Origin of the sequence: Actinomadura sp. HBU206391 (assembly GCF_014323665.1) — a bacterium.
In the GTDB taxonomy this organism is placed as follows: domain Bacteria; phylum Actinomycetota; class Actinomycetes; order Streptosporangiales; family Streptosporangiaceae; genus Actinomadura_C.
Map to the genome: position 1 here is coordinate 1 of NZ_JABVEB010000167.1, position 12,538 is coordinate 12,538.

Consider the following 12,538-nt stretch of genomic DNA (forward strand, 5'->3'; position numbering starts at 1 on the left):
CTGCTCTTGAAGCAGCGGCGGCCCAGGGTTCACCACATGCAACAGCGGCGGATCATCCACCGCCAACCGGACCCTGAGTCCCCGATCTGTCAGCGCCGCGCCAAGCTTCTCCAGTTGCTCCCTGACCTCGGTCATATCGCCCTCCGCAGCTGAATGAACACGGAGAGGGTACGACTTTAAACAGGACGATCAAGCAGAAAAAGTGACACCCAAGTCTGTGACCAGGCAAGCTAAAAGCCGGCAATCACCACGCCACGACTGACCAGGCGAGCCCTGAGTGAACAGCGCCAGGACAAGAGCGGCAAACAGCGCCAATCCGTGTGCAACCTCGGTCGAGGCTTGACGCCGGATCTAGGATCCGTAGTGCATCGCGCCGGATCGGGTCAGTGTGCGCAGTGAAGGCGATCGGCAGTGGGTGGCAGTCATGAGCAGCGATCAAGATCAAGTGGCCCAGGGATTCGGGCCTTGTTTCAACACGGCGAGGGGTGCCCGCTCGTCCGCTGGCCACAGGTCGAGTTGGTAGCGGAAATGGTCGCCGTACTCGGAGTCATCGAACCCGGCGGCTGGTAGGTCAGAAGGGATGTAGGACACCCGCACCCGGTAGTGACCTGCGGTGACGCTGATGTGCCGTTCTTGACCGGGATCATCTGCGGGGCCGTAGATGGCCAGGTCACTGTTGGGCAGGTCGATGCCGGCCTCGACGACGTGTTCGGCATCCTGAAGGCTCATCGGGGGTGCGGCGGAGTGGAAGAGCAGCGTCGTCTCGACTATGTCGCTTCTGGCCGTTCCGACTGCGATCGAGTGCGGCTGCACGCCGATGCGGTGGAGGTCTACGGCCTCTTGAGTCCATCCGGCGGGAGCGTGGAGGTCGTCTGCAGCGTGCGAGCGCATCCACAACCCGTGAGCTTGGAGATCTTGCAGATAGAACTGGCCGTGATCAGCCAGGACGGTAAGGCGATCGAGGCCAGACGGTTCGGGAAGCACCCGTAAACGTTACTGATACCGGCACCCAGCGGTCGCTCGTGCCTCGTCTCGGGCCGAGCGTGCTGCAGTTGCCGAGGATGCGGCGGCGAGGTCATAAAGGCTGCCGTTTTGCCGGGCGTTCTCAGGCTTTCGGGCTTTGAATCGGCGACCACTTTGGTGGTGCTGCGGGCGACCTCGGCGAGGAGTTGCCCGGCGTTGGTGATGCGAAAGCTGTCGCCGATTCCGTGGCTGGGGTTTGGCTGGGAGTGCCGTCGAGGTGCCAGGAATCGGAGGGAACATGCCCTCGAGCCTCGCCGGTCGATACGACGGGTTCCTCGTTGTTTGCGGCGAACTCGCAATGGCACCCCGGTCATTGTTCGGTTTCGAGTCCTGCGGGGACAGCGGTGCGCAGGGCGGCGGTGACGGTGGCGACAGCGGGGTGCGCGTCGGCTCCCGCGCGGTGGGCGGTCATGGTCCGCCTGCGGATCGGCATTCGGGTCAGCACCACGCCGGGTGGCGGATTCACCGCGCCGAGTTGCGGGATCAGCGCGACTCCCTGCCCGGCGGCGACCAGGGCCAGCACGGTGGCGAACTCATCGATGTGATGCCGGACGCGTGGGGTGAAACCGGCGGCCTGACAGGCCCGGATGGTCATCGCGTGGCAGGCCGTGCCCGGGATCGCCGTGATCCAGGGCATGTCCTCGCAGTCGGTGATCGCCGGGTCGTCAGAGGCCCCTATCGGAGCAGCCGACGCCAGATACACCGATTCGCTGCACAGTGGGTGGGTGGCCAGGCCTGGTTCGGTCGGCTGAGGTACGAAGTCGTAGTCGTGGATCAGTGCGAGGTCCAGGTCACCGGCGCGCAGCGCGTCGGCGACGTCGGCCGGATCAACCTCCGAGACCATCGGCTCCAGGCCGGGGTGCTCACGGGCGAGGGCGGTCAGAGCGGTCGGGAGGATCGCTCGCGCCGCTGTCGGAAAGGTGCCGATGCGCAGCGGGCCGGCCAGGCCGTGGCGGGCGTCGACCAGCTCGCCGGCGGCCTGTTCCAGGCGTTGCAGGACCACCTCGGCGTGACGGACCAGGTTCTGCCCGGCGGGGGTCAGCCGCACCCGTCGCCCTGTCCGTTCCAGCAGCGGTACGCCCGCCTCGCGTTCCAGGACGGCCAGTTGCTGGGAGACCGCCGAGGGGCTGAACGACAGCGCCTGGGCGACGGCGGCGATGGTGCCACGCAGGGCGAGTTCGCGCAGCAGGCGCAGACGACGAACGTCGAGCATCATCTCAGCTTACGCTCGAGTCCACAAAAGCGAACTGGACCTGCACAAGGCCGCCGGGACACGCTGGTGACCATGACCTTGAACACCGCCCTCCGTGGGATTCATGTACCGCTGATCACGCCGTTGACCGCTGACGGCCGGCTCGCGACGGACGCCCTGGAGCAGCTCGCTCACGATGTTCTGGCTGAGGGCGCCACCGGGATCGTCGCGCTGGGGACGACCGCCGAGGCCGCCACCCTCGCCGAAACCGAGAGGCGCGCGGTCATCGACGTGTGCGCCCGGGTCTGCCGCGAGCGTGACGCGACCCTGATCATCGGTGCGGGCAGCAACGACACACGCGCCAGCGCGACCGCCCTCGCGCAGCTCGCGGCGTGGCCGGACGTGACGGCCGCGCTGGTCCCCGTGCCGTACTTCACCCGGCCGACGCACGCCGGTGTGCTGGCCCACTTCACTCATCTGGCGGCCACCAGCCCCGTACCGTTGATCGTCTACCACGTCCCGTATCGCACCGGGCAGCAACTCGACGCGGCCTGCCTGCGCGCGCTGGGTCGACTGCCCGGGATCGTCGGAGTCAAGTACGCGGTCGGCGGCATCGACCCGCACGCGGTGGAGTTGCTCGGCGACCTTCCGCCGGACTTCGCCGTCCTGGCCGGGGACGACCTGTTCGTCTCACCGCTCCTCGCGCTCGGCGCTACCGGCGGCATCCTGGCCTCCGCCCACCTGGCCACCGGCCGGTTCACCGAACTGGCCGCCGCCTGGCTCAGCGGGGACCTCCCGCGGGCCCGGGACCTCGGACACCGCCTGTCCGCCCTGTCGGCCGCCGCGTTCGCCGAACCCAACCCCACCGTGATCAAGGGCGTCCTGCACGCGCAAGGCCACATCCCCACTCCGAACGTACGACTGCCGCTGCTACCCGCCGGGCAAGACACGATCAACCAGGCGCTCAAACAGCTCGCCGATCTTCCGGCACAGCCCGGATCTGGGCCGACGATCACCCTAGAGGCCAACTATCGCCCCCAGGCTCAGCAGCTGAGGATGATGACTCAGGATGTGACCAATGACCAGTGGAACTCATCGCTCCTTGCGTGGCCACCGAAACGCCACAGTAACCCCTAGAATCGTGGTGGGCACGGCCAGTAGAACCGACCAACCCAGCCGCTGCAAAGCGGCCCCCTGGCATAGAACAAGGCCAGGGTCTGCCGCCGTTTCATTCCAAGCGATCTGGGCGCTGTCCTTTGAAGCCATGACGCTGTCGCATTCTTGCCGGTTGTCCGCGTCCATTCGGACTTCTGGGGGGTCCAGCAACAGGTACAGGATCCAGCAAACACCCAGTACGGGCACGGCGCTCATCGCCACGCGTTTCCATCGCAGCCTTCTCTCGGGGCGACTCGGGTCGTACTCACTCCACATGCCGTCGTTGCTCATCTCCCGTCCGTAAGATCAAACTGTGTCGCTGTCTGCCGGTTTCACTACACAAGGCCTCCTGGCGGAGGCCCAGCGCGCGGCCGGTATGAATTCAGAGGTAGACGAGATGACCGGGCGGATGGCGTAGGCGAGAGCGCCCGCCTCTGGGAAGAATGCAGGCGTGTTCTTCAACGTGCGCCGCCCACCCCGGGACGAGCCTTATCCATGCCCGTGCTGCGGATACCTCACCCTTCGTGAACGCGGCATGCACGAGATCTGCCGCGTGTGCTTCTGGGAGGACGACGACCAAGACGACCATGACGCCGGCGAAGTACGCGGCGGCCCCAATTACGACCTCAGTCTCACCCAGGCCCGCCGCAACTTCGCCGCGTACGGAGCCAGTGACCGCCGCTGTCTTCACCTCGTACGCGAGCCATACCCCCACGAGCATCCGCTGTACGAGGAGGGCCGAGGCAAGGACGTTCGTTGACGACGCTGCTGGATGTACGCGGGATGGCAGGCCGGACACGATCGCGTCGGTGAGTGTGCGGTGTTCAGGCTGGTTCGATCTGGAAGATGTGGATGCAACCGTGGTCGTCGCCGGCGAGGGCCACGCGTCCGTCGGGGCCGGCGGCCAGCGACCAGGGATTGAGTTTCGTTGGGAGGGTGAGGCAGGCGACCAGCCGGGAGGTCTCTGGTTCGATGAGCTGGACCTCGTTGTCGACGGTGGTGAGGACGAGGCCGTCGACGCATACCAGGGCGTTCCAACGGCCGGGAAGCTCCGCGTAGGGCTCGGTGGTGCCGGCGCGCCAGTCCAGCCGTGTAAGGCGAACCGTCCGATTCGGGCCGTCGTGGCGGAGGAACACCGAACCATCCGCACGGACCTGTGGCTGGGGTCGGCGACAGTCCGGGATCTCGAACCGGCCGCGTTCTCGCCCGGTATTCAGGTCGAGTACGGTCACGTGGGCCGGATCGTCGTCGGTGGGATCATCGGTGCAGAGCAGGACCACGTCAGCTTCAGGTGGCAGCACCATCCAGGCCGGATACCACCCGCGCTCACGATGGCGATCTCGTTCCGCGGCCCGGCTCCACCGCGGTGTCCCGGTGGGCAGGTCGCGGCAGCTCACCAGGTATCCGCGTTCTGGCTCGGAGGCCTTTTCGAGGGTCACGGTGCGGGTTCCGTCGTCGCTGTCGAGCCGGGGATCGGCGTCCGCGATGGAAGCGACGCCGGCCGGGCGGTACCAGCTGATGTCCCTCGGCAGGTCGGTGTCGATGAGCGGACGGCCGTGGGTAAGGTCCCACAGCCGGGTCTCCTGGTCGCGGCCGCGAGCGACGGACATGCCGTATCGACCGGTGCGATCAGTGCTCGTGCGCCACACGGGTTTGGTGTGCGCTTGCCGGTGGGACCAGTGCGGGTCGAGGTCGGAGGACCATACTTCGATCTGGCCGATCGCCAGGCCGCAGACGAGACGACCGTCCGGAGCGAACGCGAGTGCGCGTACGGGAGTGAACGTCGGACCCAGGACACCGATCAGACCACCGTCGCGATCGAACAGACGGACCGATTCATCGTCACCGACCGCGACGACCCCGTCCGAAGGCCGCAACGCCATCACCTTCGCCGGGTGATCAACAGCGGCGCCCCATGGGCGGAGTCGGTCGGCGATCGGGCCGGAGGCGATACCACCCTTGGCGACGAATACCCGATCGGTGCCGGGGTCGACGAGCACGGTGGATCGGGCGAGTTCGTCCAACGGCGGTTCATGTTCCCAATCGACCTTCCGATTCCAGTCGACGGGCGCGATCCGCGGATCGGCGGCGCGCAGTGTCCGTACGGCGGTGCCGTTTTTCAACTCCCACACCACGACACGGTCGTCGTGGTTCAACGTGATGGCATGCGAGCCGTCGGCAGTGACCGCGACGGCGGTCACTTCTCCGGCGTCGGGGAGTTCGAACCGACACGAACCGGCGGCAAGGTCCCACACTCGCGCGCCGTTCCAGCCACCGGTGACGACGACATCTCCGGCGGCGGCGATGCCGGTGACCGTGCGGTCGAGATCGGCCAGGTGCTTGGTCACGATCCAGCGGTCGGTATCCCAGACCTGCAAGGCGAAGCCACCGGTGGTCACCAGTCGGCTGCCGCCGGCCAGCGCCATTGTGCCGACCCCGTAGTCGCTGACGCAGACTTGCCTGACCGTTTCGCCGGTGGACAGCGACACGACATCGAGGCGACCGGTGTCCGCGACGCAGGTGTCGCCGTCGGGCAGGACGACCAGGGCTTCCAGCGGCCCTCCGACAGATTTTGCGGTGACCAGCGGCGTGATCAGATCGATCAACGGTGGTTCGGGAAGCCGCACCAGCCGGGGTGCGGGTGCAGATCGATCCATGTCCTTTCCACAGCCCCCATTCAGCTCGCATGACGGCGCAGGCTCACGATGCCCGTCGTCTTTCTCTTCCGATCCGACCTCAGCGCAGCGCGCGGCCGCCCGCCCCCGTCAGGTAGGCGACGACCATCTCGCCGATCATTTCGCGGTGCCGGGTGCGGTGTTCGGTCGCGGTCAGGTCGCGCCTGAACAGCGTGCCGAACGTGTGCTGATTGGCGATGCGGAAGAAACAGAACGCACTGATCATCATGTGCACGTCGACGGCGTCGGCGGTGGTGACGAAATCCCCGGCGGCCCGGCCGGCATCGAGGATCTGCGAGATGAGGTCGGTCACCGGAGTACCGAGGTTCACCAGCACCTCCGACTTACGCAGATGCTCGGCCTGGTGGATGTTCTCGATGCTGACCAGCTTGATGAAGTCCTGATGGGCGTCGTGGTGGTCGAAGGTCAGTTCGGCCAGGGTGCGGATGGCCTCGATCGGGGCGAGATGCTTGACGTCGATGGTCGCTTCGGTGGTCCGGACCTCGGTATGGGCCTTTTCCAGAACGGCGATGTAGAGCTGTTCCTTGCCGCCGAAGTAGTAGTAGATCATCCGCTTGGTCGTGCGCGTGAGCGCGGCGATCTCGTCCACCCTGGCGCCGGCGAACCCGTGCCGCGCGAACTCCCGCTGGGCGATCTCGAGGATCTCGGCCTTGGTGCGGTCGGGGTCACGCTGGCGTTCCCCCGATGTCGGGGTGACGGGCTGCGAGGGCATGTGGCTCCATCAGAAATGACGAGTGGACGCGAATTCATCTTATTGGCACGGCGTGAAGCCACTCCGTACCCGACGCTCTCTCCGGCTCTGACCGGCGGGTGCCGCCCGCCACGGCCGGGACGGTCCGTGCGGTAGGCCGTCATCCGGGGTGCGCACCGGGCTGGACATGCTGGACGGCCAGCCGGATCGGCGCGTTGAGCGCGCCGTATCCACGGTAGCCGCCGACCCGTTGAACGATCTCGAAGAAGACCCGGCCGGTGGTGACCGTGTAGAGGTGCAGGAACTCGCCGTGATCGTCGCGGTCGTAGAGCAGGCCGAACTCCCGGAGCGCCTGGTGGCGTTCGGAGCCCAGGTCGTAGGGGGCTTCGAGGTCGTCGTAATAGTTGGCCGGGATCGGCAGCGGCACCGTGCCGGCGGCGCGCAGCCGGCGGGCCGTGGCGATGATGTCCCGGCTGGCCAGCGCGACATGCTGCCAGGGCGTGTCAGGAGCACTTGGGTGGGACCCGACGTAGGCGACGTTGAGGGCCACCCGGATCCCGCCGTCGGCGCTCGAGACCGCCCGGCTGCGGAGCAGGCCGTAGGGGTCGGGCAGTTCCAGGCTTTCGTGCGGCCGGAGACCGAGGACGCTGCGGTAGAAGAGCGAGGCCTCGTCGAAATGGTGCCACGGCTGGGTGAGGGCCACATGGTCGATGTGGGTGATCTCGGCGGCGGGGTCACGGAGGGCTTCGGCGGCGTCGCCTGTGAAGTCGTCGGTCCAGCTCGGATGGTCCGGCCGGGCCGTACGGCAGAAGAACAGCTCGGTGCCGTCGGGCGCCGCGACCGCGTCCAGGGGCGCGTCATGTGGCGCGCGCAGCCGCGGCAGCACCGGCGAGAGCAGCGACTCGGCGCGCTTGACCGAGCTCGCGGGGTCGGGACTCTCCAATCCGATCGCGGTGAGCGCCGGGCCGTCGTCGCTCTCCGGGTCGCCGGTGTTCAGCAGAATTCTGGCCTGCCCCTGCTCCCAGAGCTCGACCGGCTTGCCGGTGTGCACTCCGGTACGGACGAATCCGAGGGCGGCGAGCAGCCTCCCGAGCCGGCCGGTGCCCGGGGTGGCCAGCTCGACGAAGGCGAAGCCGGTCGGGACCACCGGGCCGGGCGGGACGGTCAGCGCGGCCGCATGAGGCGAGTCAGCGAGGCGCTCGGCGACCGACTCCTCCAACGCGATGAGGGAGCGCATGGCGTCCCTGGCGGTACGGACGGCGGCGGCCTGCCGGAAGACGTCGTTGAACACCTCCAGCGACAGCGGTCCCGAGTAGCCGGTTCTCAGTACATGGGCGACCAGGCCGGGCACGTCGAGGTCGCCCTGCCCGGGAAAGCATCGGTAGTGGCGGCTCCACTGCAGAACGTCCATCGCCAGCAGTGGGGCATCGGCTAGCTGGAGGAAGAGGACCTTGCCGGCGGGGATCTCCTCGATGCCGCCTGGGTCGGAGTCGCGCGACAGGATGTGAAAGCTGTCCAGGCACATCCCGAGATGCGGGTGGTCGGCCATCCGCACGATCGGCCAGGCGTGTGCGAAAGTCGTCGACATGACGGCCCCAGGCGAGCGCTTCGTACGCGATCCTGATCCCGTGCTCGGCGGCCCGCTCGGCGAGGAGCCGCAGGTGTTCGGCGGCGAGCGCGTCGTCGTCGACGGCGTCGGGTGAGACGTTCGAGCAGACGAGCAGCTGCTGGACGCCGAGACGTCCCATCACCTCGAACTTGCCCTCGGCGCGGCGCAGGTTGCGGCCGAGCACGTCGGCGGGGACCGCTTCGAAATCCCGGAACGGCTGGTAGAGGTCGACGCTCAGGCCGAGGTCGGCGGCCCGCCGCCGCACGTCCTCCGGCCGCATCGGGCTGGTGAGCAGATCGCTTTCGAAGACCTCGACGCCGTCGAAGCCGGCACTGGCGGCGGCCGTGAGCTTGTCGGCCAGCGAGCCGCTGAGTGACACCGTGGCGATGGACTTGCGCATGGCGACACTCGCCTTCTCGCACATGGACGAACTAGTACGTTAGTTATATCTCACCCTTCGACGCCTTCACCACAGCCGCGACCGTTCCGACGCGCTCCGCCCTATTCTGCGAGCACATCTCGACGCGTCGAAGGAGACCGGAATCTGATGGACATCGGGCTGAGGGGCAAGACCGCGATCGTGGCCGGATCCACCTCGGGACTGGGACTGGCCGTCGGCCGTGCCCTTGACGCCGAGGGCGCCAACGTCGTCATCAGCGGACGGCGCGGAGACGTCGCCGAACGAGAGGCCGCACGGCTGTCCAACGGGCGCGGACTGGAGGTGGACCTCGCCGCGCCGGACGCCCCCGACCGGCTGGTCGCGGCGGCACTCGACCACTTCGGCCAGGTCGACGTGCTCGTACTGAACAGCGGCGGGCCGCCGCCCTCCACCGCGAAGGACATGTCCCCCGACCATCTGGAGAAGGCCCTCCATCAGCTCGTCACGCAGCAGATCAGGCTGGTCTCCCTCGTCCTGCCCGGCATGTGCGATCGCGGTTGGGGCCGCATCGTCGCGATCGGGTCCAGCGGCGTACAGCAGCCCATCGAGAACCTCGCGCTGTCCAACGTGGCGCGCGCCGGGCTCGCGGCTTACCTCAAGACGCTCTCCAGCGAGGTGGCGGCACTGGGCGTGACCGTCAACATGGTGCTGCCCGGCCGGATCGACACGGCGCGGGTGGTGCAGATCGACGCCGGCCGGGCCGAGCGCGAGGGGGTCTCGGCCGAGGAGGCGCGACGGCGCTCGCAGGCGGCCATCCCGATGGGCCGTTACGGCACGCCGGAGGAGTTCGCCGCAGTCGTCGCCTTCCTCTGCGGCGAACCGGCGTCGTACGTGACCGGTGCGCAGATCCGCTGTGACGGAGGCCTGGTCGGGTCCCTCTGACGACGTCCGCCGGCTCCGCGTTTCGAGCAGGGCAACCGAAGGTGCCGCCGAGGCGTCCAAGAGCCAACGTGACCATGAGCCAGTCAATGGAGATGTCGATGCGCGGGACGCCCAACAGGTTCCTTGGAACTCTTCTGACCGGAGTGGCTGTGGCCGCCGTCACCGCATGCGGTTCCGGCGGCGAGGACAAAGAGGCCTGCCGGAAGATCATTTCGACCATGGACGCCGTGCAGGTCCGGCATTCCACGGCTCGCGGCGACATACGGTCCGTGATCCAGGCGTACGAGAAGGCCAGTCTCGAGATCGTCGCGGAGGGACAGAAGGCGCGCGGCGATATCGAAGCGGCCGCCGACGAGGTCGCTGCCGCCTACGGTGACGTGGCCGCCGGACTGCGCCGGATGAATACGGGCGATCTCGACGGTGCGCCGGATCTGACCGCCATCACCAGAGCGAGGACCAAACTGCGGACCGCCTGCCCTGCGTGACCACTTCACGTCCGGTCAAGGCCGAGCGCTCGGTGCGACGACCTGACGGCGCACGCGCAAGGGCGGTCAGACCCCGGCCGGGCGGGTGTCCAGAGGTGGCAGTCTGAGGACGAATCGGGCGCCGTGTGGTGAGTCCTCGACCGTGGCCCGGGCGTGCCGGCGGGCGTTGTCGAGCAGGTTGTCCAGGATCCGGATCAGCTGGATCCGGTGGCCGCGCACCCGTACGTCACGGGCCGCGTGGACGTACACCGGCATGCCGGTGACGGATCGCCCCCGCGTCATGGAGCCGAACTATTCGAGGGCCGGCGGCGACCGCCGCAAGGCCATCGGAGCGCCGAAACGCACCGCCACGGCGGGGGAGTACAGCACGCTGGCGGGCGGCTCCGTGAACGCGGGCAGACCGGAGGCCGCGACGAGGTCCGCGTCGAGGTCCTGCAGTCGCGCCCGGTGCAGCGGCCATTGGGGGTGGATGTTAGGCAGGTACAGCGTGCGGCCGTGGGCCCGTACGTGCAGACCCCAGCGCGCGGTGACGAAGTGCTCCACGGCGGTGGGCTCGGCGATCGGTTCGCCGACCCGCACGACCATCCGGCTCCGGGCGCCCCGCGCATCGGGCCACCGTCGCCGGCTCGTGTAGGTGTAGACGTCGCCGTCGCGATCCAGCCGCATCGCCGACCATTGATACGGCAGCCGCAGGCTCGCCCTGGCGATGAGCACGGGCAGGAGGCGCGCGGCGTCGAGGGACAGGAACACCACGCCCCGCCTGCCCTCGCCGTCGACCGAGTACAGCCGGACGTTGGTCTCACAGAACGTGCCGAAGTACGGGAGGCCGGGGCCTGCCAGCAGGCCCATGCGGACCATCCTGAACCCGATCAGGCCGACGTAGGTCACGCCGTCGAGCGTGTCCGCTCGGGTGCCCTCCGGCAGGAAGGGCTGTACCGTCCGCGGCGCCGCGGCCCAGTGCACGAACGCCAGGTCGTGCCAGCGCTGGACCAGAAATGAACGGCGCACCGGCCGCGAGGCCTGCGGGCTGACCGGTTCGACGCTCATCTGGCCATCATCACAAAGACCGCGTCCAGTGCCGTATCCGGGTCGTCCGCGGTATCGGCTCGGTGCCGCTTCGGCGAGAACCCGCAGGTCGCATAATGTGGCGCAAGTTTCGGACACCCAATTTTCGGATAACTGTTGCCTGCTTTTTGGGCCCTTGCTACTGTCAAGCTCTTGTTACGGCCAGCGTACTCCTTTGTTTCGGTAGGTGAAACAATTGCGATCAAGTGATCGGCTCCTGGAGCTGCTCGAGGAGCTCGGCAGCGCCCATGGGCAGACGCTCACGGCGCTGAGCCAGCGTCTCGATCTGCCCAAGCCGACGGTGTTGCGCCTGCTGCGCTCGCTCGAAGAGCGGGGTTGGGTCTGGCATCTGCCCGACGGCGGGTACGGCCTCGGTCAGCGGTTCCTGGTCGTCGCCCAGCAGGCGATCGGCCGCGATTCGGTCCTGCGGTGGGCGCCTCAGCACATGATCGCTCTGCGCGACTCCATCGGTGAGACGGTCAGCCTGCTCAGCGTCGCCGGCACGAGCCGCGTGTGCATGCTCGAGTTCCCGAGCAGACAGCCACTGCGCTATGTCCACGAGGTCGGTTCGCAGGGTCCGCTGCACGCGGGGGCGAGCGGCAAGATCCTGCTCGCCTTCGGTCCGGACGAACTGCGTCAGGCGGTGCTCGGCCGGCCACTGGAGCGCTACACCGAGCAGACGTTCACCGACGTCGCCCAGATGGAGGCCGAACTGCAGCGCGTCCGAACGGCCGGCTGGGCGATGAGCCAGGGAGAGCGCAGCGAGGGCAGCGTGGCCGTCGGCGTGCCGCTGCATGACCCGCAGTCGGGCCGCGTGCACTCCCTCACCGTCTTCGCACCACAAGTCAGATTCCGTGCCACATCGCGTCCGGCCTGGGTCGAGCAGATCAGCGCGTGTGCGCGGGCGATCGAGACCGCGGCCGGATCATCATCGGAGGTTGATCACATTGCCTGACGTGCTGACGCGGTCGGGGGTCGGCCAGCCGTTCCTGAAGCTCGATGACCTCAGTTTCAGTTATCGCAGGGACAAGAAGGTCACCGCCGCGCTGTCGCACCTCACGCTCGACGTCGCCGCGGGGGAGTTCATCTGCCTCGTTGGGCCGTCAGGCTGCGGGAAGAGCTCGCTGCTGAGAATTCTGTCGGGTTTGGAGAAGCCCGAACGCCGCGAGTCGATCAGTTGGTACGGCAAGCCGCCGCGCAGCGGGATGATCTTCCAGAAGGCGTCCGCGTTCCCGTGGATGACGGTGACGAAGAACGTCGAGTACGGCATCGACCGGTCGGTGCCGAAGAAGGAGCGGCTC

At 67.9% G+C, this 12,538-nt stretch carries 13 protein-coding genes and 1 pseudogene; 6 read left to right on the forward strand and 8 right to left on the reverse strand.

Annotated features, from left to right (window positions below):
- Positions 1-441 precede the first annotated feature (441 nt).
- On the reverse strand, positions 442-984 hold the full coding sequence (locus HKK72_RS29105) for a hypothetical protein (RefSeq protein WP_222721275.1): 543 nt from the start codon (positions 982-984) through the stop codon (positions 442-444).
- A 349-nt stretch (positions 985-1,333) separates the two neighbouring features.
- Positions 1,334-2,239 (reverse strand): LysR family transcriptional regulator, encoded by a 906-nt coding sequence (locus tag HKK72_RS29110; RefSeq protein WP_261987306.1) that lies wholly within the window; start codon positions 2,237-2,239, stop codon positions 1,334-1,336.
- Between the two features lie 69 nt (positions 2,240-2,308).
- Here HKK72_RS29110 and HKK72_RS29115 point away from each other — a divergent pair, with 69 nt between their 5' ends.
- Positions 2,309-3,352, forward strand: a complete 1,044-nt coding sequence (locus HKK72_RS29115; protein ID WP_187237635.1) for a dihydrodipicolinate synthase family protein — start codon at positions 2,309-2,311, stop codon at positions 3,350-3,352.
- A 481-nt stretch (positions 3,353-3,833) separates the two neighbouring features.
- Positions 3,834-4,130: a CPCC family cysteine-rich protein gene (locus HKK72_RS29120; protein WP_315987496.1), complete on the forward strand. Its 297-nt coding sequence runs from the start codon at positions 3,834-3,836 to the stop codon at positions 4,128-4,130.
- Positions 4,131-4,194: 64 nt separating this feature from the next.
- Here HKK72_RS29120 and HKK72_RS29125 read toward each other — a convergent pair whose 3' ends face one another.
- The 4 genes and pseudogenes from HKK72_RS29125 to HKK72_RS42915 all read right to left on the reverse strand — a co-directional run.
- Positions 4,195-6,027, reverse strand: coding sequence for a WD40 repeat domain-containing protein (locus tag HKK72_RS29125; RefSeq protein WP_187237637.1), 1,833 nt, complete (start codon positions 6,025-6,027; stop codon positions 4,195-4,197).
- Between the two features lie 79 nt (positions 6,028-6,106).
- Positions 6,107-6,778, reverse strand: a complete 672-nt coding sequence (locus tag HKK72_RS29130; protein ID WP_187237638.1) for a TetR/AcrR family transcriptional regulator — start codon at positions 6,776-6,778, stop codon at positions 6,107-6,109.
- A gap of 139 nt (positions 6,779-6,917) precedes the next feature.
- Positions 6,918-8,345 carry a bifunctional sugar phosphate isomerase/epimerase/4-hydroxyphenylpyruvate dioxygenase family protein gene (locus HKK72_RS41505; RefSeq protein ID WP_410050353.1) on the reverse strand — a complete coding sequence of 476 codons (1,428 nt, stop codon included), beginning with the start codon at positions 8,343-8,345 and terminating at the stop codon, positions 6,918-6,920.
- Positions 8,346-8,409: 64 nt separating this feature from the next.
- Positions 8,410-8,790 (reverse strand): annotated as a pseudogene (locus HKK72_RS42915) (sugar phosphate isomerase/epimerase family protein); the annotation flags it as partial.
- 123 nt (positions 8,791-8,913) lie between these two features.
- Between HKK72_RS42915 and HKK72_RS29140 the strand changes: the two are divergent.
- Together HKK72_RS29140 and HKK72_RS29145 are read left to right on the forward strand one after the other, a co-directional pair.
- Positions 8,914-9,687 carry an SDR family oxidoreductase gene (locus HKK72_RS29140; RefSeq protein WP_187237639.1) on the forward strand — a complete coding sequence of 258 codons (774 nt, stop codon included), beginning with the start codon at positions 8,914-8,916 and terminating at the stop codon, positions 9,685-9,687.
- A 98-nt stretch (positions 9,688-9,785) separates the two neighbouring features.
- Entirely contained in the window at positions 9,786-10,172 is a 387-nt protein-coding gene (locus tag HKK72_RS29145; RefSeq protein WP_187237640.1) for a hypothetical protein, read from the forward strand.
- 66 nt (positions 10,173-10,238) lie between these two features.
- Here HKK72_RS29145 and HKK72_RS29150 read toward each other — a convergent pair whose 3' ends face one another.
- Together HKK72_RS29150 and HKK72_RS29155 are read right to left on the reverse strand one after the other, a co-directional pair.
- A complete protein-coding gene (locus HKK72_RS29150) occupies positions 10,239-10,454 on the reverse strand; it encodes a hypothetical protein (RefSeq protein WP_187237641.1) in 216 nt (71 codons plus the stop codon).
- Between the two features lie 9 nt (positions 10,455-10,463).
- Positions 10,464-11,219 (reverse strand): YqjF family protein, encoded by a 756-nt coding sequence (locus tag HKK72_RS29155; protein WP_187237642.1) that lies wholly within the window; start codon positions 11,217-11,219, stop codon positions 10,464-10,466.
- Between the two features lie 214 nt (positions 11,220-11,433).
- On the opposite strand from HKK72_RS29155, the gene HKK72_RS29160 reads away from it, so the two are divergent.
- Complete coding sequence (locus HKK72_RS29160) at positions 11,434-12,192, forward strand: IclR family transcriptional regulator (RefSeq protein WP_187237643.1); 759 nt, start codon at positions 11,434-11,436, stop codon at positions 12,190-12,192.
- Positions 12,176-12,538, forward strand: a 363-nt coding sequence (locus HKK72_RS29165; protein WP_187237644.1) for an ATP-binding cassette domain-containing protein, incomplete at its 3' end; no start/stop codon positions are given. The genes HKK72_RS29160 and HKK72_RS29165, both read left to right, overlap by 17 nt.

Coding starts and splice junctions, on each gene's coding strand:
- HKK72_RS29110 (WP_261987306.1), bottom strand. CDS start 2,239: ATGATGCTCGACGTTCGTCGTCTGCGCCTGCTGCGCGAACTCGCCCTG.
- HKK72_RS29115 (WP_187237635.1), top strand. CDS start 2,309: ATGACCTTGAACACCGCCCTCCGTGGGATTCATGTACCGCTGATCACG.
- HKK72_RS29125 (WP_187237637.1), bottom strand. CDS start 6,027: ATGGATCGATCTGCACCCGCACCCCGGCTGGTGCGGCTTCCCGAACCA.
- HKK72_RS29130 (WP_187237638.1), bottom strand. CDS start 6,778: ATGCCCTCGCAGCCCGTCACCCCGACATCGGGGGAACGCCAGCGTGAC.
- HKK72_RS41505 (WP_410050353.1), bottom strand. CDS start 8,345: ATGTCGACGACTTTCGCACACGCCTGGCCGATCGTGCGGATGGCCGAC.
- HKK72_RS29140 (WP_187237639.1), top strand. CDS start 8,914: ATGGACATCGGGCTGAGGGGCAAGACCGCGATCGTGGCCGGATCCACC.
- HKK72_RS29145 (WP_187237640.1), top strand. CDS start 9,786: ATGCGCGGGACGCCCAACAGGTTCCTTGGAACTCTTCTGACCGGAGTG.
- HKK72_RS29150 (WP_187237641.1), bottom strand. CDS start 10,454: ATGACGCGGGGGCGATCCGTCACCGGCATGCCGGTGTACGTCCACGCG.
- HKK72_RS29155 (WP_187237642.1), bottom strand. CDS start 11,219: ATGAGCGTCGAACCGGTCAGCCCGCAGGCCTCGCGGCCGGTGCGCCGT.